General features: G+C 40.0%; 20 protein-coding genes. 7 read left to right on the top strand and 13 right to left on the bottom strand.

Features of this window, described 5'->3' with window-relative positions:
- Nucleotides 1–55: 55 nt before the first annotated feature.
- Nucleotides 56–1510, bottom strand: coding sequence for a Na+/H+ antiporter NhaC (gene nhaC, locus H7992_RS06720; protein ID WP_067206876.1), 1455 nt, complete (start codon nucleotides 1508–1510; stop codon nucleotides 56–58).
- A gap of 652 nt (nucleotides 1511–2162) precedes the next feature.
- On the opposite strand from nhaC, the gene H7992_RS06715 reads away from it, so the two are divergent.
- The 3 genes from H7992_RS06715 (at nucleotide 2163) to H7992_RS06705 (ending at nucleotide 6143) form a co-directional block, all read left to right on the top strand.
- Complete coding sequence (locus tag H7992_RS06715) at nucleotides 2163–3491, top strand: TrkH family potassium uptake protein (RefSeq protein WP_370569973.1); 1329 nt, start codon at nucleotides 2163–2165, stop codon at nucleotides 3489–3491.
- Nucleotides 3492–3655: 164 nt separating this feature from the next.
- On the top strand, nucleotides 3656–4366 hold the full coding sequence (locus tag H7992_RS06710) for a polysaccharide deacetylase family protein (RefSeq protein WP_187047811.1): 711 nt from the start codon (nucleotides 3656–3658) through the stop codon (nucleotides 4364–4366).
- A 1060-nt stretch (nucleotides 4367–5426) separates the two neighbouring features.
- The gene (locus H7992_RS06705; protein ID WP_067206872.1) at nucleotides 5427–6143 is read left to right on the top strand and encodes a 3-ketoacyl-ACP reductase; all 717 of its coding nucleotides are present in this window, start codon (nucleotides 5427–5429) and stop codon (nucleotides 6141–6143) included.
- A 68-nt stretch (nucleotides 6144–6211) separates the two neighbouring features.
- Here the strand turns inward: H7992_RS06705 and H7992_RS06700 are convergent, their stop codons facing one another.
- From H7992_RS06700 to H7992_RS06680, 5 genes are all read right to left on the bottom strand, one after another.
- The gene (locus tag H7992_RS06700; protein ID WP_187047021.1) at nucleotides 6212–7510 is read right to left on the bottom strand and encodes a hemolysin family protein; all 1299 of its coding nucleotides are present in this window, start codon (nucleotides 7508–7510) and stop codon (nucleotides 6212–6214) included.
- A 69-nt stretch (nucleotides 7511–7579) separates the two neighbouring features.
- Nucleotides 7580–7903 (bottom strand): MerR family transcriptional regulator, encoded by a 324-nt coding sequence (locus H7992_RS06695; RefSeq protein ID WP_255428673.1) that lies wholly within the window; start codon nucleotides 7901–7903, stop codon nucleotides 7580–7582.
- Between the two features lie 533 nt (nucleotides 7904–8436).
- Nucleotides 8437–10443: a penicillin-binding transpeptidase domain-containing protein gene (locus H7992_RS06690; RefSeq protein ID WP_187047020.1), complete on the bottom strand. Its 2007-nt coding sequence runs from the start codon at nucleotides 10441–10443 to the stop codon at nucleotides 8437–8439.
- 355 nt (nucleotides 10444–10798) lie between these two features.
- Nucleotides 10799–11350, bottom strand: a complete 552-nt coding sequence (locus H7992_RS06685; RefSeq protein ID WP_370569972.1) for a DUF420 domain-containing protein — start codon at nucleotides 11348–11350, stop codon at nucleotides 10799–10801.
- Nucleotides 11351–11455: 105 nt separating this feature from the next.
- Nucleotides 11456–12238 carry an ABC transporter ATP-binding protein gene (locus H7992_RS06680; protein ID WP_187047019.1) on the bottom strand — a complete coding sequence of 261 codons (783 nt, stop codon included), beginning with the start codon at nucleotides 12236–12238 and terminating at the stop codon, nucleotides 11456–11458.
- Nucleotides 12239–12392: 154 nt separating this feature from the next.
- On the opposite strand from H7992_RS06680, the gene H7992_RS06675 reads away from it, so the two are divergent.
- From H7992_RS06675 to H7992_RS06660, 4 genes are all read left to right on the top strand, one after another.
- Nucleotides 12393–13298 (top strand): AEC family transporter, encoded by a 906-nt coding sequence (locus tag H7992_RS06675; RefSeq protein ID WP_187047018.1) that lies wholly within the window; start codon nucleotides 12393–12395, stop codon nucleotides 13296–13298.
- A 117-nt stretch (nucleotides 13299–13415) separates the two neighbouring features.
- Nucleotides 13416–13847, top strand: coding sequence for a YusW family protein (locus tag H7992_RS06670; RefSeq protein WP_187047017.1), 432 nt, complete (start codon nucleotides 13416–13418; stop codon nucleotides 13845–13847).
- 619 nt (nucleotides 13848–14466) lie between these two features.
- Nucleotides 14467–15000, top strand: coding sequence for a CDP-diacylglycerol--serine O-phosphatidyltransferase (gene pssA, locus H7992_RS06665; RefSeq protein ID WP_067206854.1), 534 nt, complete (start codon nucleotides 14467–14469; stop codon nucleotides 14998–15000).
- A 25-nt stretch (nucleotides 15001–15025) separates the two neighbouring features.
- Entirely contained in the window at nucleotides 15026–15805 is a 780-nt protein-coding gene (locus H7992_RS06660) for a phosphatidylserine decarboxylase (RefSeq protein WP_187047016.1), read from the top strand.
- Nucleotides 15806–15869: 64 nt separating this feature from the next.
- Here H7992_RS06660 and H7992_RS06655 read toward each other — a convergent pair whose 3' ends face one another.
- The 7 genes from H7992_RS06655 to H7992_RS06625 all read right to left on the bottom strand — a co-directional run bounded on the left by H7992_RS06655 (nucleotide 15870) and on the right by H7992_RS06625 (nucleotide 25755).
- The gene (locus H7992_RS06655) at nucleotides 15870–17306 is read right to left on the bottom strand and encodes a DEAD/DEAH box helicase (RefSeq protein ID WP_067206849.1); all 1437 of its coding nucleotides are present in this window, start codon (nucleotides 17304–17306) and stop codon (nucleotides 15870–15872) included.
- Nucleotides 17307–17556: 250 nt separating this feature from the next.
- Nucleotides 17557–19596 (bottom strand): glucose-specific PTS transporter subunit IIBC, encoded by a 2040-nt coding sequence (gene ptsG / locus H7992_RS06650; RefSeq protein WP_187047015.1) that lies wholly within the window; start codon nucleotides 19594–19596, stop codon nucleotides 17557–17559.
- Nucleotides 19597–19975: 379 nt separating this feature from the next.
- On the bottom strand, nucleotides 19976–20818 hold the full coding sequence (gene glcT, locus H7992_RS06645; RefSeq protein WP_187047014.1) for a glucose PTS transporter transcription antiterminator GlcT: 843 nt from the start codon (nucleotides 20816–20818) through the stop codon (nucleotides 19976–19978).
- Nucleotides 20819–21180: 362 nt separating this feature from the next.
- Entirely contained in the window at nucleotides 21181–22155 is a 975-nt protein-coding gene (locus tag H7992_RS06640) for a quinone oxidoreductase family protein (RefSeq protein ID WP_067206840.1), read from the bottom strand.
- 15 nt (nucleotides 22156–22170) lie between these two features.
- Nucleotides 22171–23943, bottom strand: a complete 1773-nt coding sequence (locus tag H7992_RS06635) for an acyl-CoA dehydrogenase family protein (RefSeq protein ID WP_370569971.1) — start codon at nucleotides 23941–23943, stop codon at nucleotides 22171–22173.
- Nucleotides 23933–24694, bottom strand: a complete 762-nt coding sequence (locus H7992_RS06630) for a 2-phosphosulfolactate phosphatase (protein WP_255428607.1) — start codon at nucleotides 24692–24694, stop codon at nucleotides 23933–23935. Before H7992_RS06630 ends, H7992_RS06635 begins: the two co-directional genes overlap by 11 nt.
- Nucleotides 24691–25755: a phosphotransferase family protein gene (locus tag H7992_RS06625; protein ID WP_370569970.1), complete on the bottom strand. Its 1065-nt coding sequence runs from the start codon at nucleotides 25753–25755 to the stop codon at nucleotides 24691–24693. Before H7992_RS06625 ends, H7992_RS06630 begins: the two co-directional genes overlap by 4 nt.
- Nucleotides 25756–25767 lie beyond the last annotated feature (12 nt).

Raw genomic sequence — 25767 nt, 5'->3', positions numbered from 1 at the left:
AGATGTGAACTTTCCATTCTTTCTCGTCTAAACTCCAGCGCTTACGCTTTTGTTTTTAAGCCAAATTTACCTCTTCGTTTACTTTTTCTTTTTTTAATTCATCTACTGCAAGTTTTTCCTTTTCTTGTTCAGTCAACTTCACAATCGAAAAGCCTGTTAATGCATAAATAATGGATATCAAAGGAACAACTAAATTCAATATGGCATATGGACCGTATTGTACAACACTTACTCCCAATGTTCCAAAAATGAATACACCGCATGTATTCCATGGGATGAAAACCGAAGTCAGCGTTCCACCGTCTTCAAGTGCACGTGATAAGTTTTTCGAATGCAAGCCCATATTCTGATACGCTTTACTGAACATCCGTGATGGAACGACGATAGAGATATATTGCTCTGAACAAGATGCGTTTGTTAAGAAACAAGCTCCGATTGTCGAGATAATTAACGACGCGGAAGATTTAACAACTTTAAGCAGTTGATTCATTAATGACATAAGCATGCCCGAAAACTCTAGAATCCCGCCAAATGTCATGGCGACAATAGTCATAGATACCGTAAACATCATCGAATCCAATCCGCCACCGTTAAACAAAGCATCTACCATTACATTCCCTGTGGCAATTGTGAATCCGCTTTGCAAAGCCTCAATGCCTGCAATAAGCGTACCGCCCTGTACAAAAATTTGTGATAGGAATCCAAGCACAATTCCTATTACAAGAGCAGGTATAGCCGGTACTTTTACAGCAACAAGTACAACAACGGCCAATGGTACAAGCATCAACCACGGTGAAATGACAAAGCTTTCTTTTAACACTTGTGCTGTTTGCGCAATTTCTTCTACTTCAATATTGTTTGCTGCAAAACGATTTCCTAAAAAGGCATAGACGCCAAGAGCAATTGCTAAGCCAGGAATCGTCGTGTAAAACATATGCTTGATATGATCAAACAAATCCGTCCCTGTTAACCCTGCTGCTAAATTCGTAGTATCTGAAAGCGGAGACATTTTATCCCCAAAGTAGGCTCCTGATATAATTGCTCCTGCAATCATACCTGCTGGAATCCCCATACTTAAACCGATTCCCATTCCCGCTACGCCGATTGTTCCCATTGTCGACCATGAGCTACCAATTGCCAAAGATACAATTGAACAAATAAGACAAATTGTAACGAGAAACCAAGCTGGTGTAATGATTTGCAAACCATAGTAAATCATCGTGGCAACAATACCGCCGCCCATCCACGCTCCAATTGTCAGCCCTACCAAAATAATGATAACGACAGCCGGAAGAGCCAATCGAATACCTTTATACATCATTTCCTCAATTTCCTTCCAAGTAAATCCAGCTCGCCAAGCTACAATAGCTGCAGTCGATGTTCCAATTATCAATGGAATATGAGGACCTTGTTCTAATTTAACAACCGTAAATATCATGACAACAATCATTACGACTAAAGGAAGTAACGCCATCCAAAAACCGATTTTTCTCTCATTTTGTTGATCCATCTATATTCCCCCAGATTTAAGTATTTTCAAAATTATTAACTGTCGCTTAATAGTCGTTAATAGATATATTAAGGGCTGTTTGGAACAAAGTCAACCGTATTTCCGAATTATTTGTAAGCGGTTTCAAAAGAAATGAACTATTATTAAAGTTACCCCCATCAAAAATAATCTCGCCCCGCCCTTCAAATAAAATAGGTAATGAGATTTTTCATTCTGATTTAAAATGGCTAGGCGGAAGCATTTTAACACTTTAAAAGAGACTTTTTGCATTGTAAGTGTTGAAATAAAGAACTTCATTGAATTAGCTACAGCGCTTGGGGATGCCTCCCCCTTTTAAGGCACCTTCACTCAATTTATATAGGTATTCGAATGTCCAACTTATATAGTTGTTTATTTCCAAAAAAAGTATCGTAAAAAAGCACCTATTCTGATAATATGTAAGCAACTAAACACTATCAAGCTGACACGCATAAATTTCTATCCGCTGTGTCATTCTCATCTTTTTAGCTCAGATAGTAACAGTCGAATGGAAAATACTACTCTCCATCGAGAGACTGCAATCGGAAAGGTTTACTGTAGTTGGTTAATCACTAGATATCTATCGACTAGCCCGCAATAAGAATTCCATATTCTATAGGATGGGAGCATGCATATGCACTCAAAGAAACTATATAGACGACACATCTCTCCTCCAGTGGTAATTGCCGGAAATTTCCTCCTACTAATCCTTATCGGCACGTTACTTTTGAAATTGCCGATTGCAACTGAGCGCCCAATCACTTGGATTGATGCACTATTTACAGTGACGTCTGCAACGACGGTGACTGGGCTAATTGTATTCGATCCAGGCTCTACACTTACATTATTTGGAGAAATCGTTTTGCTGTCTCTTATTCAATTGGGCGGAATTGGCTTAATGGTATTTGCCGTAGCCATACTTTTATTGCTTGGGCGAAAAGTTGGGATGCAGAACAGAATTTATCTACAAGAATCCTTTAGTTTTCAAACGCTCGGAGGAATGGTGAAATTCGTTCGTCAGATTTTACTTTTTGTTCTGATTGTTGAAGGGATTGCTATTATCATCTTATCGCTCCATTGGGTACCTACCTTTGGGTTACGGGATGGGATTTATTACAGTGTTTTCCATGTCATCTCGGCATTTAATAACGCAGGATTTTCATTATTTCCTGATAACCTTGCTCAATTTGTTAGTGACCCGCTCGTTAATCTTGTTCTTTCTTCATTACTCATCATTGGAGGATTGGGGTTTGTAGTCGTGCTCGATCTTGTCAAAAACAAGTCGTTTGTGCATTGGTCACTTCATACAAAGATGATGATTACTGGAACGATTGCATTAAATTGTGTAGCCACAGTGACAATCTTTGTGCTTGAGTTTAATAATACGCATACAATTGCTGACTTTTCATTGGCCGATAAAGCACTGGCATCTTATTTCCAAGCGGTTTCTCCCCGTACTGCCGGCTTTAATACAATCTCGATTGGTGACATGGAAGATCCTTCTTTGTTATTTACAATGCTCCTCATGTTCATCGGAGGAGGTAGTGCTTCAACTGCATCGGGGATTAAATTAACTACATTTATGATTATTGTCATAGCTACCCTCTCCTATTTTAGATCCATACGCGAACCTCATCTTTTTGGGAGGACGATTAAATTCGACATTGTCTTTCGATCATTGGCAATTGCAACGGTTAGTACTATGATCGTTTTTGGTTTTATATTTATATTAACGATTATAGAAACCATCCCGGTATTTCCTCTCGCATTCGAAGTCTTTTCAGCATTCGGGACTGTGGGATTATCAATGGGGGTAACCGAAGACTTTAGTGCTATTGGAAGAGTGCTATTATGTGTGGTGATGTTTTTAGGTCGAATTGGTCCACTGACATTATTCTTTTTACTGCTGAAACCGAAAAAAGAGTCTTTCCGTTATCCTTATGATCAAGTCCAATCTGGATAAAAAATAAATGACTCGAAGTACAAAAAAATAGCCGTATAATCCTTCCTCTTTGACAAATACTATTTGCGAGGACACAAACAACAATGAATCCTCTGCCAAAATAGCAAGGCAAGGAGGAATAATGCGTGAAGTATTGGGGATTAAAAATAGGAATTGTTAGTGTGATGTTTTTTTCAATTGCTTATGTTTCTTTTGCAACAGAGAAAGATAGGCCTTATTACGAGGATAAAGGGTATGTGCTGTGGGATATCAAAACAACAGAGAAAGTCATTGCTCTTACATTTGACGATGGTCCACACCCTACTTATACACCACAAATCTTAAATGTACTTGCTAAATACGATGCGAAGGCAACTTTTTTCGTTATTGGAGAGCACGCTAAAAAATTTCCAGCTATTATCCTTAGAGAAGAAGATGAAGGCCATGAAATAGCTAATCATACGTATACCCACCCCTATTCAAAAACTGCAGAAGTACTAGAAAATGAATTAATAAAAACGAATGAGGTCATTTATGACATTACCGGTACTTATCCAACGTTATATCGGCCCGTAGGTGGAAGTTATAATGATCGTATTATTAATATTGCTGTAGAGAATGGGTTTAAGGTGGTTATGTGGTCATGGCATCAAGATACAAAGGATTGGCAAAGACCAGGGGTAAATAAAATTGTAACAACCGTATTATCAGGGGCTAAACCAGGTGATGTCGTTTTATTTCACGATGCGGGCGGTGATCGCTCCCAAACCGTGCAAGCACTCGAAGAAATTCTACCTGCACTTAAGAAGCAGGGATATGAATTTGTCACGATATCTGAACTTTGGAATAGAAATGGTAGTCAAGTATCAAATCAAAAAGATGATTTATTGAAATGAAGAGCCATATAATTTATCTACGGAGGGCATCATGATGATTTCAAATTTCCCATTGGAAGTATAAAAGAGCTAAATATGTTGAATTAAAGAATCCCACTGAATTTACTGTGGCGCTCAATAAGGTGAGAATTTAAATTCGGAGGCCACTGAAAATGTACGATATCCTTCAATCCCGTTGATTTCCGTTCCGAGCGGACGCTTTCCGCGGGCACGGCTTCAGCCAATCGAACAGCAAAGGGTTCGATTGGCCGTATTTCTGCGTTCTTTGCAGAAATTAAGGCATTCTTGCCCCGTGCTCCCAACGCTAGCGCTTTTGCTCGCAAAAGCCGTTCTTCGTAACGGCTCTTCCTGCGGGGTCTTCAGCTCGTGCAGTTCCCGCCGGAGTCGCCGCTCTTCACTACAATCAACTAGTTCTTACTATAAAAAAGAACTTTTTCAGTGGCCTCTTAATTCGGTGTGTGGATTGTAGAACGTTTGGCGCTTTGGAGATGCCTTTCGCTAGGGTGTTCATTATCGAGAGAAATGTAATTTTGAGATGTATATGCTGAGATTATAAGGTGATGACTAGTTGATACAATTTATTTTCAAGAAAGACGTGCCCCAGCTTGCAGATTTCATCGCAGATAATGAAATGCTCTTTCTCAAATAGACCATCCAGCGAAGGCGCGACTTCGTGGTAGCCGGAGCGATAAGACTGAAAGCGGTCTTCTTTCTGGCTTACCGCGGGAGGCATCCACAAAGCGTCGAAGCGGTATTGGCAGGAATTCTAATTGTGCTAAGTTTCGGGACTTTTTCAGTGGCCGCCCAAAAGCCCTTGTAAAGCGCATACGCCGTATTCATTTGTTCAACATATATATTCAATCATTATTGTTATGAAAGCAGTATAAGCTTGGATAAAACCGATTGTAGGTAACTATTTACGGTTGGCATCTGCTTGTGATGCCACTTTTTTCACACCTCAGTTCCTCAAAAACGTTTCTTATAATCGCCGCGGACACTAATTCGCGCTGCATTTGTTATACTGCTCTATGTAGAAACTTTCATAGAGGGAGTGTTATGTATGCAAATCATAAAAGGTAAAAATGCTATAATTACTGGTGCAGGCAGAGGTATCGGCCGCGCGACAGCCATTGCTTTTGCTCAAGAAGGCATCAATGTAGGACTTATCGGAAAAACAGCCGAAAACCTTGAGAAAGTAGCAAAAGAACTTAGCGAATACGGTGTCGAAGTGACGATGGCAACTGCCGATGTGTCGGATAATGAATCAGTCATTGCTGCAGTCGAACATATCAAAACAGAGCTTGGTCCAATCGATATCCTCATTAACAATGCAGGCATCGGTAAATTCGGCAAATTCCTTGAACTTTCACCAGAAGAATTCAAAAATATAATCGATGTTAACTTGATGGGCGTCTATTACGTCACACGAGCTGTTCTACCAGAAATGATTGAAAGAGAATCAGGCGACATCATTAATATTTCCTCAACTGCCGGTCAAAAAGGAGCACCAGTTACAAGCGCATACAGTGCATCAAAATTCGGTGTTCTCGGACTTACGGAATCGCTTATGCTTGAAGTGAGAAAACATAATATCCGTGTCAGCGCATTGACACCGAGCACAGTCGCTACAGATTTGGCTTTCAGTGAAAACTTGACAGACGGCAACCCGGATAAAGTGATGCAGCCTGAAGATCTTGCTGAAGTAATGGTTGCACAATTGAAACTGCACCCGCGGATCCTAGTTAAATCTGCTGGTTTATGGTCAACTAATCCTTAAGAGAACTTCAACTAAATTTTTTCAAAACAAAAGGACCTTTTTAGGTCCTTTTGTTTTGAATGAATAGTCTATTCGTTTTTCCGGATTTCTATATAGCGTATTTGATGCCCGTCTAGTTCTTTGATTATAAAAAGGAAGCCGTCTTTCTCAATCACTTCGTCTTCTTCAAGTTCGTAATTCTGCGACAAGCACCATCCGCCAATCATATCCACAGTTTCATTTTCCAATGATGTTCCAAGTAAATCATTGATTTCTTCTATCAATACTTTACCGCTGACGATATAATGGTCTTCTGCAATTTTTGTGATTTCCGCGATCTCATCTGCATCAAATTCATCGTGTATATCCCCGACAATTTCTTCAAGGATGTCTTCGATTGTTACCATTCCAGCCGTACCGCCATATTCATCGATTACAAGCGATAATTGGGACCGTTCGTTTTGCATTCTTTTTAGAACTTCATCAATGGGCAATGTTTCGATTACCACTGGTATCGGATGCAACAAGTCTTTAATGGAGAATGACTCTAAGGCCGAGCGATCTCCGAGAGTAAAGTATAGCAAATCCTTACTGTTGATAAAACCTATGATATTATCTATATCCCCCTCGTAGATGGGATAACGTGTATATCTTTCCTCTTGAATTGTATATGCTACTTCATCGAAAGAAACATCCGAGGAGAACGTTACCATTTCAGTCCGTGGCACCATAATCTCTTTTGCAATTCGGTTGTCAAATTCGAACATTTTGTTAACATAGTTCAGTTCGGATTGGTTAATTTCTCCGCTTTTAAAACTGTCTGACAAAATGAGCCGTAACTCTTCTTCAGTATGAGCAACTTCGTGTTCCGATGCTGATTTAAAGCCGAATAGACCTATAAGCAAACGAGCTGATCCATTCAACACAAAGATAAAGGGAAACATTAATTTATAGAACCACATTATTGGTTTAGAAAAAAGCAATGTCAATGCTTCTGCTTTTTGGATTGCTATTGTCTTCGGAGCAAGTTCCCCCACTACAACGTGTAGGAAAGTGATGAAGACAAAGGCGATTACAAAGGAAAGTATCTGGGAAACAGATGGATCTACATCGAATTTTTCGAACAGTGGATGTAGCATTGTCTCGACTGTTGGTTCCCCGAGCCAACCAAGCCCTAAAGCGGTAATTGTAATTCCTAATTGGCAGGCAGAGAGATACTCGTCCAAATGAGTGGTGACGTGCTTTGCAGATATCGCACCTTTTCGTCCTTCCGCAACTAGCTGATCAATTTTTGTACTTCTAACTTTCACTAATGCAAATTCTGTTGCTACAAAGAAAGCTGTTAAAGCAATCAGTACTGCGACTAATACTAAATTTAATATTTCCACTATGTCAACCTTACATTAAGCAAGGCCTCCACCTCCTGAAATGATTGTCTGCTACTTTCGCGTGTAAAATTAGACAAGTAATTGTAATAAAGCTTGTATTACTGGCAGAGTATCATGGGTGATGCTCTCCTTAATTGAAGAGTTTTCCCGTTCAGCTCTTTTTAATAAAACCAAAAGTTCCTGAAGATTACTTTTTACTAAGAGTGCTTTCTCCAGCACCTGCTCACTAGTATCAGGAAACGCCAGTTTCTCATTAATTTCTTCAAGTGAGAAACCTTTTCCCTTTAAATGTGAAATCTTATCTAACTGCTCAACATCAGAAAGTTCAAAAAGACGATAGCCAGTATCGGAACGTGATGGTTTTAAAAGATTCAAGTTTGTATAATAATCGATTGTCCGTTTAGATACTCCTGCAATGTCGGCTAATTCCCCAATTCTTAGTTTATCCTTCCCAATAGGCTCGCCTCCAAACTATCACGTGATACTTTTATTTTACCATTTTTATGAAACAACAAACAAATATTGAACTAACTATTTTCTACACTTTCAAAAAATTGTTCATAGAATTGTACTAAATCGCGCTCCTAATATAATAGTTAAAACATGATTGGCTAAAATCAAGCTATATCACCTGACAATCTAGAAATCGAGCAAGCCATCACTTTAATCGATAAAATAAGGATTTTTGTAACTATATAGGTTGAAATAAAGAATCCTACCAACAACACTTGGCGCTAGGGGATGCCTCCCACAATAAGCCGGACAGAAAATCACTTTCAGTCTTATTGCTTCGGCTACCCCAGTAGATGCCTTCGCTGGAGATCATATAGAATCATTCGTTCAACATATATACTATGAAAAGCATCGTTCGCTGTACTTGCGTTTTTTCAGTGAACTAGACACCCAAACCATGCTTGCACAAGCTATTAGTTCCCCATGACTTGTGCAACCTTTTTTACTACATAGCTGCTTCCACCTTTATCTTCTATACTTTCAATCATCATCGCCAAAATATAAGACGTTTCATCTGTTTGATACCCGACGAAGAATCCATTTTCCTTGCCGCCTTTTTCCTGTGATGACTTTAATTCTGTAGTGCCTGTCTTCCCAGAAAGTTTAACAGAAGGGATATTTGCATCTTTAGCAGAACCATTTACCACAACTTCACGTAAGTCTGCCTGAAGGATTGCAGCGTTGTCAGCTGAAATTAGCCCCTCTACCCATACTTCACCTTTTGGTTCATCTTTGAATAAAACCATCTTGAACATCTTTCCGTCATTTAAGATTGGAGCATAACTCGAAGCTAAGTGAGCGATGTTCATTAACATTTGACCTTGTCCATAAGAGGTATCCACAAGTTGTGCTTCTGTCCCGATTGTTCCGTCATTCGATATTTGAGAAGTTCGGAGTGGATAACTAAAGGGAATATCTGCTCCAAAACCGAATCTTTTTAGACCTTCAGTTAGGGTATCTTTCCCCATTTCGAGTGCTTCCTTTGCAAAATAGATATTATCCGAGTAAGCAAGTGCTTTTTTTAAGTCGATTGGATTCGGTGGAGTATAAACTCTTGTGACACCAAAATCGCCCCATGATTCATCTTTTTTCCACCTCCTCCCTTCAATTGTATACCCTTTACTAGGATCAATCGTTCCTGCCTCTATTCCAATTGCCGCTGTAATCGGTTTTATTGCCGACCCAGGAGCATATGTCGCTGCGAATCGATTTAATAGTGGTTGTAAAGGATCATCAGTCAATTCTTGGTAGCGTGATGAACCCACGCCAATCATAAATTCATTTGGATCGAAAGCTGGTGAACTTGTCAACACAAGCATTTCTCCCGTTTTGGGATCCACTGCTGCCGCTGTTCCTACCTCACCATTCATCGCATTAAATGTCCTCTGCTGAAGTTCCGCATCGATTGTTAATGTGACTGAATTACCATCTGCCGCAGTTTTCTCAGCTATCGTAATTCTCTCTGCTTCTTGTTTCGTTTTCTCAATATATATTCGAATCCCGTCCTGACCACGGAGCTGTTCTTCAAGTAGCTGTTCCAGTCCACGTTTACCGATAGAATCGTTTTCTCCATACCCCTGAGCTTTGACTTTCTCTAACTCGTCAGCATTAATACGACTGATATAGCCCGTAAGATGTGAGAGTGACTCGCCATATGGATATTCTCGCATTTCTACTTGTGTATAGGTAACCCCTGGCACTTCAATCATTTTTTCTATAATCATATCTTGGGTTGATGCCACTTTTTTAATAGGAACAAATTGATCTGGCTTGACCCAACTTTGAGTGAGTTGTTTGTTAATAAATTCCGGCGTTACGCTAAGTATTGTTGCGAGTTTTTCTGCATCTCTTTCTTCATTGAACTTTTCTGGTACGATTCCTGCTTCGTAGCCTTTTCCGTTTATAGCCAAAGGCAGTGCATTACGATCAAAGATTTCACCGCGCTTTGAAGAAATAGTAGAAATGCCTACTTTATCTGCCTTCGTTAAATCTGGGAGAATGAAAGATGGATCCCATTCGACAAACCAATTTTCATCTTCACTTGATTTACTATATGTCATAATTACTTTTTTCTCGAACTCCACTGGTCCTGCAACGGTTTCCATTGTTATATGTACAGGAAACTCCGGTTGATCCTCAGGTTTATAGTTCTTATCTTCATCCGACTTAGTAAAAACAACTTTTACATCAGTGATAGTTAAATCTTTATAAAGCTTCGTCGTTCGGTCAATATATTCACTTGAACCAAAAGCATCTTTTGAAGCTTCACTTACATATTTATCATACATTTTTGTAAACTCAGCATCGTTCCATAATTTGATATAAGCCGAAAGCCTATCTTCGGGCGTTTCCTTTTTTGAACATGCTGCGAGAATAACAATAACGATAAGAAAAATACCGATGTATCTCCATTTTTTCATATGTATGACCTCTTTCATTTGTATTTACACTGAAAAACCATTTGTGAATAATTGGATTTAATTACTTCCCTAAGTTTCAAGGCATTTCTTAAGGCATTACTCAAAACCCTCCTTTTTATCAAAGGCATCCTTCATCATAAAAAGAACGCTCTACTATCAGTACGTTTAATTATACAGAAGGTTCCATTAATTCAAAATAAAAGACCTTTAAAATACACTCTCCTGTATTTCAATTCCACTGACTAAATTTCCACATAAAAAAAACACCACCAAAAGGCAGTGCTAATTCATGTGCTACTATGATGTTAATTTAAGTGTGTTTGTCCATACATTTATACTAACTCCAGCAACTCACTCAATAATAAGGTGAAATCAGTATATACACCAAAACACCTGTAAAGCTGACGTATAACCAAATCGGCATTGTCCATCGCGCAATTTTCTTATGACGCTCATTCTCCATATTCCATGCGCGAGCTACACTCGTCAGTGCAAGCGGGACGATAGCTGCTGCAAGAATAATATGTGTAATTAGAATGAAGTAATAGAATCCAGCCATAAAGCCTTCTCCACCGTAGGGCGTGGATGGTGCTAGATAATGGTAAGAGACATACGTAATTAGGAAGAGAAATGTAGTAACAAACGCCGCGTAGATAAAACGGCGATGAACAGTGATATTCCTTTTAAGAATAGCGATAAGAGCACACACCAGGAATACAAATGTAAAACTGTTGAAAATTGCATTCATCAAAGGAAGGATTGTTAGATCGAATGCATCAAAATCTTTAACTCCTCGCATTCCAGACAAAACGCCAATTGCACCGATGAGTATAACAGAAAGTGCAATAATCCATGGTTTATAATTACGTTTTTTAAACGTTTTTGCAGATTTTTCATTCTTCATCATAAAAATCATTCACTCCATTACTAATTAGATGAAACGCTATCCTATAATTGTATAGCAAGAAGCAAATCAATGCCTTATCAAAGAGTACTTTTTTGTGAACGAATACTAGCTCCTTATTTCCAACCATGGCCTACTTTCCTTCCAATGCACATGGACGGGAATTCCAAATGTGTCACTTAGCAACTCATCGCTAACTACTTGTTCTTTGGGTCCTGCGGCGATGACTTTTCCATCCTTCAGAAGGAGAACATGTGATATCCCTTGGACAAGCTCTTCGATATGGTGGGATACATAAACGATATGACATTCATCCTTCATAATTCCATCCAGCGATTGGAGGAACCGCTCACGCGAAAGAATATCCAATCCAGAGCATGGTTCGTCCAACACAAGCATTTTAGGCTCACTCATTAACGCACGGGCGATGATGACTTTTCTCTTTTCCCCTTCTGAGAGTAGCCGATAGGGCTTTCCCTTCAAATACGTCAACTGCAGGCTCTCGAGTAAAGAATCCGCTTTCTCCCATTCTTCTTTTTTCACTTGCTCATAAATACCGAAACTAGCAAACTTTCCACTTACTACGACTCTTTCAATCGTTTCATTATTGAAATATTCGGCAAAGCGCTCCAATGAACTACTGACAAAACCTATTTCTTTACGGAGTTCCGGCAAATTGGTCTTCCCAAACAGATTGCCCAGTACGCTAACTTCGCCAGTTGAAGGGAAATGGAATCCAGACATGATACTAAGTAGGGAAGTTTTCCCTGATCCATTCAAACCAAGTATTCCCCAATGTTCATTTTGATGGACGGACCAATTAATGGCCTGCAAGATTACCTTGTCCCCCTTACTGAATGACACTTCCTTGAATGAAACAATTTCATTCACACTAAAAACCTCCTTTTTTTACAGCAAAAAGCACCGTGCAGATAATGTAAATCTACTGGACTTCGCTACATTACTTTGTTTGTCTATCATTATAGTTGACTAGTCCAGATTCTGCTATGCTAGTAGCAGGTCAAAACGTTGGAGCTGAACCCTAATGAATTTACTATTAATTATTTTACCAGTATTTATCATCTTCTCAATTGGCTACATAGGACAAAAATTTATAGGCTTTGATATTAAATCAATTTCAACAGCGGCCCTTTATTTAATGTCTCCCTTTTTAGCATTCCGCACGTTTTACACAAATGAGTTGACGATGGACTATTTCTATATTGTGTTATTTAGTTTACTCCTGACAACTATCCTGCTAATTGTTGTATGGATTACGGCAATTAGTATGAAGGCAACACGGTCAGAACTATCAGCAATGATTCTTGGCGGGGTATTTATGAATAGCGGGAACTACGGAGCTCCGGTAGTACTGTTTGCATTCGGAGCAGTCGGATTTGACTATGCCGTTATTATGATGGTATTTCAATCGTTACTAATGAATACCGTCGGCATCTTCTTTGCAGCGATGGGTGGAGAAGAAAAATCTACATTACGCCAGTCCGCACAGCGGGTAATCCGTATGCCACTCATGTATGCCGCCTTTTTAGGAATAGGACTCCAGCTAGTTTCAGTGTCTATTCCAACCGCAGTCATGGAAGCCGTTAGCCTAATTGCCGATGCATCTATTCCGACTGTGATGCTCGTACTCGGTATGCAGCTTGCGGCCATTTCGCGAAAAAGAGTCGCTTACCGCTATGTTTCTGCCGTCAGTATTATCAGAATGGTAGCCTCTCCGTTGATCGCAGTCGGAATTTTGTATTTCATGCCCGTCAATGACCTTCTAAAAGCGGTCGTTATTGTACAAGCATCCATGCCAGCAGCGGCAAATACAACGATGCTTGCATTACAGTTTGGGACAGAACCTGATCTTGTATCGTTTACAACATTTTTCACAACACTAATCAGCATTATCACTATTCCGGTCATACTGTTCTTCTTAGGTGTTTAATACTGATACGTGATTGGAAACAGATTTTTCGTCTCCAACCGTATAACTCCCCCCTACTCCGGTTAGATTGACAGTAGTCTACTTTAGATAAGGCCGGAAAGGATGACCGAGTTGAATATGATGCGTTTAATTTTACGAATCGCGATGATTTCTACACTAATACTGATTGTCGGTTGTAGCAATAAGAACCTAGTAACAGAATCCGATTCACCCAAAGAGCCGCTTGGTGAGACATACGGCTTCACGGCTTTTGATGTAGCAATTGATACAAAAGAAATCAAACAAGCAGTCACCGCCAATTATGATGAAAAACGTGATAAAACAGAGGCAACATACGAAAATCAAATAGAAGACCTCTACTTGCATGGCAATAAAGCCATGGAAAAGCTTAATACAATCTTCGAGGAACTCTCGCTTGAACCAGACATGGATGACGAAGATATCATCAAGCAAGCATCAGAAGCATTCGAAGTGATTGATTATACAACATTAAAATTGACAGTGAAGTTTAAAGGCCACGATATAAAAAAATTAATGATGTCGAAATAGTCCCTCTGAATAACAGTAACGCCCCTATCAGCAATTGATTGGGGCTTTTTTTGTTGCAATCATTAGCTCTACTTTTTGCGCGTTTACACTTCTTTTAAAAAGAATCCTCAAGACATTCATGATGCATCGAGTTTTTTGCCAAAACATTTTGGGAAAATCAAAGATCTTGATTTCAGCTTACATTAGACAAAGCAGCTATGATTTTTTAAAGTGTAGGGGATAGTAGATGGTCAGTTCCCCCCCTGCTTATCTCTGAATAAGCTATTGTCCACTGAAGTTATTCCTATGGCTAATCATATAGGAGTAGCGCCACCACTTAGCTTGTTTGAAAGCTTTTGTTCATGTAGCAAGAAACCCCTACTTCAATAACGGTTTATTATAAGTAACACGAGATCCAAGAGATTGAAAGAGAGCAAAACGGCTGACATTCACACTTTAAATTGCACAGTATTCATTATTCAAGTATAATATAAGATTACCGGTTACATACTTTATTTTAATTCGTCTTTAATTTCACAGTTTTAACCATAGAAATCATGGTATCATTGTATTTTCGGGTAGTTGAAATCATGGCTATTAATTAATCGAAAATCGTATGTACACTATTAGGAGGTGTTTTATGATTTCACCTGATTATGTTGAACAATCCAAAGTGAAAGCGCAGTTAGCAAATGCAATTACATTGATGAACTTATGTTTCGGCGTTATTGCTATTATTCTTATTATAAAAGGCTTAGGTCATATGAGTTTACTTTTCATCTTCCTTGCCGCATTATTTGATCGTTTCGATGGAATGGTCGCGAGACATTATAATGCAGAATCGCTTTTTGGTAAAGAGCTTGATTCATTATGTGATTTAGTTTCATTCGGATTAGCACCCGCATTATTGATTTACGAAACAACACTTTATTCGACGCCTTGGCTTGGAATCATTGCTACCGTTTTTTATGTCTTGGCCGGTGCAGTTCGTCTCGCTCGTTACAATGCATCTGAATTTGATGGTGCATTTTATGGTGTTCCTATTACGGTAGCTGGGGTTGTCATGACACTAAGCTTTTTCCTTGTTCCATATGTGGGTCCATTATTTTTCGTTATATTGATGTTGATTATGTCAGTATTGATGATTAGCAACATTCGTATTGCGAAAGTGTAAATGAATCGTTCGGAGGATAAATTAAATGAAAAAAGCACTTTTTAAATCTTTTGTTGAGCTCACGGGGAATCCAGTTTCTTCTGCTCTCTTAAAATCATTTACAAGTTCACGATTTAGTCGGCCGTTCATTCAGCCATTTAGCAATGCTTATCGCATTAATAATGACGAAATGGAACACCCAATCTCACACTATAAAAGTCTACAAGCCCTCTTCACACGCCAGCTAAAAGAAGGTATTCGTCAAGTGGATCCTTCGCCCAATGCCCTCACTTCACCAGTGGATGGTGTTGCAAGTGGAGTTGGGAAAATAGCTACCGACCAATCTTTTCTGATAAAAGGCCATCAGTATAAGATAAACGAAATTATGGGTACCTCTGAAAAAGCAGCTGCTTATAAAGATGGCACGTATTATATCTTTTACCTGTCACCTAGCCATTATCATCACTTCCACTATCCTGTTACAGGAAGTTTGGTTTCACGCTACGCTCTTGGCGGTGTTTCTTATCCAGTGAATAGTTTAGGATTACGTCTTGGACAGAGCCCCTTCTCCACAAATCATCGCCTCATTTCAGAAGTAATGACAGATTTCGGAAAAGTGGCCATTATAAAAGTTGGAGCTTTAAATGTGAATAGCATACAGCTTCACAATTCATCAAAAGAATGCATTAAAGGAAATGATTTTGGTTATTTCAGTTTTGGATCTACAGTTATTCTGTTTATAGAAAATAATCCGGACTTTATTCCGACTATTGAGTTGAACAGTGAAGTGCAAGTGGGACAAGCAGTTGGTAAATGGACTCAGTAGTATATAAAAAGCAATCCTTGTTCAGTGAATATACTGATCAAGGATTGCTTTTTTATATCGAGATTTATTTATTCGCTTTATGCACTTTCAATAACTTCCCTTTAACTGTTGTCGTTTTCATTTCATTCAACACTAGCTTACCTTTGCCATTCAGTATATCAATATAGGTCACAGTGTCCTGGATTTTAATGATTCCGATGTCTTCTGCAGATACGCCAGGAATATTTGTAATTGTACCGACAAAGTCAACCGCGCGAAGCTTTTTCTTTTTACCACCGTTAAAATAGAGCTTCATAATATCTTTATTTACTAGTTCATTTTTGTTCTTTTTCAATTCAGGAAGGCTTTCTATTTTCTCTGTAAATGCGCCCATTGCTACTACAACTGCCTGTTTGGATGGAGCATTGCGTTGTTGAATTTCAAATCCAATGTACGCTTCAATCTCATCAAGGAAGTGATTTTCATTAGGCGTAACGAAAGAAATCGCTTTCCCTCTCTTACCAGCCCGTCCAGTTCTCCCTACTCTATGCACATAGCTTTCAGTTTCCACAGGGAGATCATAGTTAATTACATGCGTAATGCTGTCGATATCAATACCACGTGCAGCAACATCTGTGGCAACTAGGTAACGGAATTCGCCACGCTTGAATTCATCCATGACAGAGAAACGGTCTTCCTGCATCATGCCGCCATGGAGTTTGTCGCAAGTATAGTGGAGTTTTTCAAGCTGTTCAGTAACACTATCCACTTGATCTTTTGTCCGGCAAAAAATGATGCAGCTATCTGGATTTTCAACAACGGTCACATCACGCAGCAGGTCAAATTTCTGTGGGTCCCTTACGATAATGAGTGAGTGGTCAATTTGATCCGTCAATGTAACAGTAGAAGCTATCTCAATATTTTTCGGGTTCTTCATATATTTACTGCTTAGTTTGCCTATCTTTTCTGGAAGTGTTGCTGAGAAAAGCATAGTCGTTCTATTTTTCGGTAATTTATTAATAATCGATTCGACTTGGTCAATAAAGCCCATATTTAGCATTTCATCAGCTTCATCTAGCACCAGATATTCAATTCGATCAAGCACAAGTGAACCTCGCTCAATATGATCGAATACACGCCCTGGTGTCCCGACAACTACGTGGCATTTTTGCTTCAGTTCTTCTTTTTGATAGGCATATGGTGATTTCCCGTAAACAGCGGCAGCTTTAATACGCTTAAAACGGCCAATGTTTGTAATGTCTTCTTTGACCTGATCTGCGAGTTCACGCGTTGGTGTTAAAATTAGCGCCTGTGGTTTGTTCTCGTCCCAGTCAACCATTTCACAGATGGGAATTCCAAAAGCCGCTGTCTTCCCGCTACCCGTCTGTGATTTGACAACTAAATCGTTTTTAGTAAGTGCCGCAGGAATTACTTTCTCCTGCACTTCTGTTGGTGAAGAATACCCAAGCCCGTCTAGCGCCCGTGTAATCTCCTTGCTTAAGTTGTAATCTTGAAATGTCATTGTTAATCAGCCTCTCATTCTAAGTGTATTATCTCACAAACAGGGGCCATTCGTCAGTTAAGGAAGTCTTCTGACACTAATTATTAGGATGATATGCAAAAAAGAAAGAAATCAGCCATTTTATACATGACTGATTTCTCTCTAAAGGTGCCTGACACCCAGTATTTACAGGTAAGAAAGTATAAGTTTTCCGACTTAGAATAGTGTCTTGCTTCAGACGCTCGGTTCTAGAAGGCGCCTTCCGCTTTTCTTACTTTTCAATCGTCACAATGTTGTCTTCTTCTAATTCAACAGTACCTGACTTATTAATAACGACTGATTCACCCTCAAATAGATTAGTGAAGATAATCGGAGTAATGATTGAAGTCGCATGCTCCTTAATATAATCAACATCGAATCTCAACAAAGGTTGTCCTTTTTTAACTTGATCACCTTGTGCAACTAAAGCTTCGAAACCTTTACCATCTAATTTGACCGTATCAATTCCAACATGTATTAAAATTTCTCTTCCTGAATCAGCTTGAATTCCTAATGCATGTTTTGTCGGGAAGAAAGTAACGATTGTCCCATCTACTGGTGAAACAACAATACCTTCAGATGGCACAATCGCAAAACCGTCGCCCATCATTTTTTCGGCAAACACAGCATCAGGTACTTCTGAAAGTGGCTTAATCTCGCCTTGTATCGGTGAAATAAATACATCTGTCGTTTGATTCGTTGTAACTTTACTTACAGTTTGGACAGGTTGTTCAACCACCTCAGTACGAGGTCGTTTTCCACTGATTACATCTTGAATTTGGCCTTTAATAATTTCAGAACGTGGGCCGAATATTGCTTGAATGTTATTACCAACTTCAAGTACGCCCGCCGCACCTAACTTTTTCAAGTCTTTTTTGTTAACGGCTTGAACATCGATAACAGATACACGAAGCCTTGTAATACAAGCATCTAACTGGCTGATATTCTTTTGACCACCCATTGCTTCAAGAATATTGTAAGCAAGATCAGTGTTGCCCTTTGGACCAGTTTTCGCTTCTTCTGTATCTTCATCATCTGCTTCACGTCCCGGTGTCATTAGATTAAACTTACTAATCATAAAGCGGAACAAGAAGTAATAGATTACTGCAAAAACAAGGCCGAGTAATACGGCAATCCACCATGCCTCTTTGCCCGGTAAAATACCGAAGAGGAAGAAGTCAATAGCTCCACCTGAGAAGGTGTAACCGATATGAACTTCCAAAAATGTCATCAATACAAATGATAAACCATCTAAAACAGCATGGAGTAAGAAAAGTATAGGCGACAGGAATAAAAATGAAAATTCAAGTGGTTCGGTTATCCCCGTTAAGAATGATGTTAAAGCACCTGATGCTAATAGTCCTGCAACTAATTTTTTCTTTTCTGGTCGCGCTGCATGATACATCGCGAGCGCTGCTGCCGGCAAACCAAACATCATAATTGGGAATTCTCCACCCATGAAGTTACCAGCTGTAAGTTGTACACCATCTTTTAATTGTGCAAAGAAGATTGTCATATCACCACGAACAACTGAACCAGCGGCCGTCGTATATGTACCAAATTCATACCAGAATGGTGCATGGAAAATATGGTGCAATCCAAACGGTATTAGCAAACGTTTGATAAATCCAAAGAAGAATACGGCGATATATGTACCTTCATCGAGTAACCAAAGTGATGCACTATTCATTCCGGCTTGAACTGTTGGCCAAATAACAATCAATAGTAATCCAGCTACGAAAGCCGCACCAGCTGTAGCAATTGGAACGAACCTTTTCCCTGCAAAGAATCCAAGGAAAGAAGGCATTTCAATATCATGAAACTTGTTGTAACAAAACGCTGCTATCAAACCTACAATAATCCCGCCGAAAACTCCGGTTTGTAACGTTGGAATTCCGAAAACGAGTGCATAGGCTGGATTATCAGCAAGCATGTCCGGTGTAATCCCGAGCCATGAACTCATTACTTGATTCAATACAAGGTAACCAACAAGTGCCGCAAGTGCTGCAGCGCCGTCTTTTGCTAACCCAATCGCGACACCAATTGCAAAGATAAGCGGTAAGTTATCAAAAATAATTCCCCCCGCATCTTCCATTACTGTTGCTGTCAACTGGATCCAATCTGCTGATAAAAATGGCAGATAGTTAAGCATTGTTTCTTGCTGGGCAGCATTACCTATACCAAGCAATAAACCTGCTGCTGGAAGTAGGGCTACTGGAAGCATTAAAGCTTGTCCAACTTTTTGTAAAACACCAAAAGTTTTTTTAAACACTGTATAACCTCCTAAATCTTTAATAAGTCATCGGGGTTTTTCAACTATATAGGTTGACATAAAAAATTCCATTGAATTCGCTACGGCGCTTGGGGATGCCTTCGCTTAGTTTAATAGCTATTCATATGTTCAACATATATACATACAAAAAAGACATGAGAAAAAAGGAAATTGAAATAAGCCTAAGAGTTGCCCCCAAAACTATCATCAATCATCTTTTCACTCATGCCTGATCGTATCAGTAACACGTACGAAGATAATATTTTTATAAATTATGTCTGACGCCAATTGTATTACCCAATGACTTTATATATTAACCCTATCATAGTTATTAGAACCTTGCAAATAGATTTATTTGACCTGCAACAGATTACGATCTTTATTCCATTTTTGCTTGTATCCGTTGGAGATGAAGTGTTAAGTAAACCGCTTCAGCTTCATAGATCTCTTTTTGTAAGGTCTGTTGCATTACTTTAATCAGCTTCCAAGCTAGATTGTAACAAATTGGATACTCGTTTTTTAACAACCCTGTGATTTTTTCCGGCTCAGCAATCTTGTCTCCACGTACCACCCGCTCAATTGCAAAACGAAGATGGCGGATTAAACGAATATAGTCGATGCTAGTTTTATCAATAATTATGTCCAATTGCTCTTCAATCATTGTGACAAGTCGAACAATTAAATCTGAATGTCTCGTTAATTCACGCACATTTTTATTTACAAGGGCACTGTGAATATGTAAGGCAATGAAACCAATTTCACCTTCTGGGAGCGCGACAGATAGCTGTTCATTGACCATCGCTGTCACTTTAGCAGCAATTTTATACTCATCAGGATAAAGTGCCTTTGTCTCCAGTAAAAAAGGATTCCGAATTACCATTCCCCGTCTCATCCGATTAACCGCAAAGAATAAATGGTCTGTCAGCGCTATGTGGATATGTTCATTTAACGGCATACCAGCTCGTTCCCGAATAATTTCGACTGCTGAAATAAGCACTTTTAATGTCTTTTCATCAAGAGTGGAAATAAGCTGTTTGTACTGCTCCTGCTCTTCAGGATCATTCAATACAAATAATTTCTCAACTTCCTCTCGAATAATCGATTCTCCAGACTTTTTACCAAAGCCAATGCCCCGACCAATTAAAACGACTTCATTTCCATTCACATCAGTAGCAATAAGTACATTATTATTCAACGCTTTCTTGATCAGGTACGTTTTCATCCATCTATCCCCATTATCTTTTCTTGACTCTATTCTAGCACTAATCTCAATTGAATAGGTGCCTGTTATGCTCACCATGAATGTACTTATGACCGCCTTACGTCACTCATTCAAATAAGTTTCAATATATTTTCTTTACATATAGAAACACCACGAGTGGAAATCTTTATCATTCTCTCAACTACCTATTTATTGAACATATAACTACATGTAAAAACTAAGCTAAGGCGCATTAAAAGGGGTAGCCGAAGCCGTAAGACTGATTGCCTCGCAACGATCAGGCTTATGACGGGAGGCATCCCCGAGCGCCGCAGCGGAGTTGAGGGGGCATCTTTATCTCAACTCTCTAATTACTACTATTATTAGGGAATCAAAACAAGTTTCCCCATCGTTTTTCTCCCCTGCATCAATCGATGTACATCCGCCGCTTCTTCCAGTCTGTACGTGCCGCCAATCGTCAATGCTAAATCGCCACTCTCAATAAACCCAAGCAATTCCTTGAAACTAGCTTGATACATATCATAATTATTCATAATTTGTGGCAGGAAAAATCCAATGACAGATTGATTGCGGCGCATCAATTCTCCAGCCAGCAGTGGTGAGGATTCACCGCTTGCCGCACCAAATACAACCACACGTCCGAATGGTGCAAGGCATTTCAACGTCTTGCGGAAAATATCGCCACCGACCATTTCAAGTGCTAGATCCACGCCTTTACCATTGGTTAGTTCACGGACCTTTAATTCCCAACCTTCTTCTGTATAGTTAACAACATGATCGGCACCCATTTCTTTTGCATGCACCAATTTTTCATCACTGCTTGCAGTAGCAATAATCTTGCCTGCTCCAAATATTTTGGCAAGTTGAACTGCAATTGCACCGACCCCACCTGCTGCTGCATGAACGAGAACGGTTTCTCCTTTTTCAAGCCGTCCCATTGTCTTTAAAATATGGTATGCCGTTTGCCCTTGCAGGGGTAGCGCGACTGCCTCAACAAAATCAACGCCGTCAGGAATAGGGGCAAGTGCCATCTCATGAAGATTCACATACTCCGCATAACCCGCCGATTCAATTAAAGACACGACGCGCATACCAGATTTATAACGTTTAACGTCTTTCCCTACTTCAGTAATAACGCCTGCAACTTCAGCACCAGGCATAAACGGCAGCGGAGTCGGCACAACGTATTTCCCTTCACGACGCGCGATATCCGCATAATTCACACCAATCGCCTTCACTTCAACCAGCACTTCTTGATCGCCAATTGTTGGTTTATCGATATCGACTAGTTCCAACACGTTCGGACCTCCATACTGTTCAAATCGAATTGCTTTCATCTTCAAAATCCCCCTTTAAGATATATACTGCCGTGATTCATTAAATGCTTTAGCAATGGCTCTTTTCGTTTGGATTGTGCCTTTACTCGCTAGATTACTAAATCGATTTGTCACATCAGCAAGTGCTGTCTTGCGCTTCTCTCCAGTTGTAACACCTGCAATCAATTTGCGAGCAATCATTTCAACTTCGAAAAGCGTATCGTCAATCAAAGCTTCTGTCAGTTGCACTTTAAGAGTAGATTTTCCTTCACCTTTTTTTGCAATTGATTTCTCAGTTCGCAGTACAGCAGATTCAGCTGCGTATAGTGCAATTGCGATGTCAGCAGATTTTAGTATCGTTTCTTGCTCATCCGCAATACGAGCTGCAAAAGCTTCATAAGCAAGACCTATGGACAGTAAAAATACATTGCGGATTGAACGGATTGCTTCTTTTTCACGGGCTAGAATTTCATCCTCTAACTCAATTGATTGCTTTAGTTGCGCAACGGCCTGCCCGACAAGCCCTGGTAACGGGACTAATCCTTTCCCCACCTGTTGCAACAGAGCCATCGGAATGAGCAATCGGTTAATTTCATTTGTGCCTTCGAAAATTCGGTTAATACGCGAATCACGATACACTTGTTCAACCTTATACTCTTTTATAAATCCATAACCGCCATGAAGTTGAAGTGATTCATCCGCAACATAATCCAACGTTTCAGAACCGTATACTTTGCAGATAGCGGCTTCAACCGCATACTCCCTCATTCTGTCTGCAATAAGCTTCATGTTACTTGACCCGTCCACTTCACCAAGTGCATCTTCAAGATAGGAAGCAGTTCGGTATTGAAGAGACTCTGCTGCGTAAATGCGTATTGCCATATCTGCCACTTTTTCTTCGGTGGCAGTAAAGGATGCAATCCTCTTGCCAAATTGTTGACGTTCATTTGTATAATCAATCGCTAACTTGAAGGTGTATTTCGCTGCTCCTGTGCAGGCAGAACCAAGATTGAAGCGGCCCAGATTTAGCACATTCAATGCAATATGATGTCCTTTGCCGATTTCACCCAATAAGTTCTGGACAGGCACTTCACAGTTGTCGAAAAATACGGCTGTCGTGGACGAACCCTTGATGCCCATCTTCTGTTCTTCCGGCCCAAGTGATAAGCCTGGAAAATCTTTTTCAACGATGAACGCCGTAAACTTGGTACCATCGACTTTTGCATAGACAATGAAGGTATCGGAAAACGAAGCATTTGTAATGAACATCTTCGTTCCGTTCAACAAATAATGCGTTCCCTCTTCATTTAATAGCGCTGTAGTAGATGCAGCTAAGGCATCCGACCCGGCAGAAGGCTCTGTAAGGCAATAGGCGCCGATAAATTCACCAGATGCAAGCTTCGGCAAATACCTTTCTTTTTGCCACTGCGATCCGAAATACGTAATCGGTAACGTTGCAATACATGTGTGATTAGAATGTGCAACGCTATAACCACCTGCAGCTCCGATAATTTCCCCTACAAGCCCTTTCGTGATTTTATCGAGGCCAAGTCCACCGTATTTCTCGGGAATACTATGGGCAAGCAAACCCAATTCTCCTGCTTTTCTAAGAAGTGACCTGACAAGCGTAAAGTCCCCGCCCTCAATTTGTTCATTGTGAGGCCGCACTTCTTTTTCAATGAATTTCTTCGCCGTATCGGCAATCATATGGTGTTCAGCCGTAAAATCTTCCGGGGTGAAAATAGCTTCTGGCTGCGACGCGCTGTATAAAAATGACGTACCACGATATATTAGTTGATCAGTAGTCAATCGTTTTATCCCCTTTCACACTCATTTTCCCGTCCTCAAATTCGGGTACAACCTCAACTATTCCTCTAGTAGCGGAATAGAGAATATCTTCCTCCAAATCCACTTGCATAAGCATCTGGCCTGTTAAAGATGTTTTGAGTATCGAAGCGGCGTTCTCTTTATTCCCTCTATATAAATACAGAGCTGCTTTCGCAGAATCCGTCAGTTCCCACGACTCATTTTGTCGAAGTAATTCATCTATGAAATAGCCTGCCCCGTAAAAGTCCTCTAGGGAAAACTGCTTCATGGTTCCAGCGCAAATTAAAATGATTGAATCGTCCACGTGCTCTAGTGCTATTTTTCGTGCAACAGCGTGCCCATTTATCAATGAGGCGGCGAATACCTTTTTTGCGTTCTCGACATGACGAATAGCGACGGTGCCATTCGTTGTTGAAAGGATGATAGTTTTTCCCTTTGCAACATGTTTAAGTATCGTGGGAAGCGGATCCACAAAACCTTCAATTGTTAGTCCTTCAGATTCTCCAGCTATAATTGTCGCTGATTTCTCAAAACTTCGCGCTACTTTCAAGGCTTCCTCCCCGTCCATTACAGGGATAACTTCCTTTGCTCCATGATGAAGAAGTGTGGCAATGGTCGTTGTCGCAAGTAAAATATCAAACACGACTGCCACTTTATCTTTATTAATCAACTCTGGCATGATCGCTTCTTTTTGAAGAATGACATGAAGCTTTGGTCGAGTTACTGTCATCATTTTGTCGTTCCGACCATCGCTTGCTTGACAAGTATCTCTACAAATTTATCCATATGAGAGAAGCGAGCATCTGTCGTATGTCCATTTTTATAGCGGTAATAAATTTGCTGACAAATGACAGCGAGTTTAAAGTACGCAAAGGTACTATAATAATTAATATTCGTCATATCCCGCCCACTTTTCTCTGCATAACGCGCAATAAAATCTTCGCGTGTGAAAAATCCTTTCTGAATCGTAATCGGTGGTTTGCCAAGTCCATGCAGTAACTGATCCGGATCATCTGCCTGCATCCAATAACTTAGTGCCGCCCCGACATCTGCAAGTGGGTCTCCAACAGTCGTCATTTCCCAGTCAAACAATCCTGTCATCACAGAATAATCAGGTGAAAACATCGCATTATTTAATTTATAATCATAGTGAATAATCGTTGGTTCAGCTGATTCAGGAATATTATTTTGCAGCCAAGTAGTAAGCACTGCAACTTCCTCAATAGCAGATGTCTTCGCTTTTTCATAGCGTCCAATCCAGCCATGGACTTGCCTTTCCAAGAACCCGTCCGGCTTGACCATCTCAACAAGTGCTGTTTTTTTGTAGTCAATCGCATGTAACTCCACAAGTTTATCGACCATGATTTCAGATACTTTTCTTCCTAATTCTTCAGGAGATTTCGTACCACTTGGAAACTCTGTATCGAGAACAATTCCGTTCCGTCTTTCCATAACAAAAAATGGGCTACCTATGATAGTTGAATCATTACAAAAGACGAGCGGTTTCGGTGCAGTTGGATAAACAGGATGAAGTGCAGCTAATACATTGAATTCTCGTTCCATATCATGCGCTTTCGCAGCAACTGGACCGAGTGGCGGACGTCGAAGTACCGCTTGCCAAGTCCCTATTTCGATTTCATAGGTTAAATTAGAATGGCCCGTTCCAAACTGCTGAACTTCAAGTTCACCTTCTGGTAAATCGGCACAATTCTCCCGAAGGAATCGCAAGAGGACTACTTCGTCCAATCCTTCTCCTTTTCGGACAGGTATCGTATCGTTAGTTGTTGATATCACCCTACTCACTCC

This window comes from Sporosarcina sp. resist, from assembly GCF_014302295.1.
Taxonomy (GTDB): Bacteria; Bacillota; Bacilli; order Bacillales_A; family Planococcaceae; genus Sporosarcina; species Sporosarcina psychrophila.
Note: the sequence above shows the minus strand (reverse complement) of the source record. Positions and strands in the feature narration are given on the sequence as shown.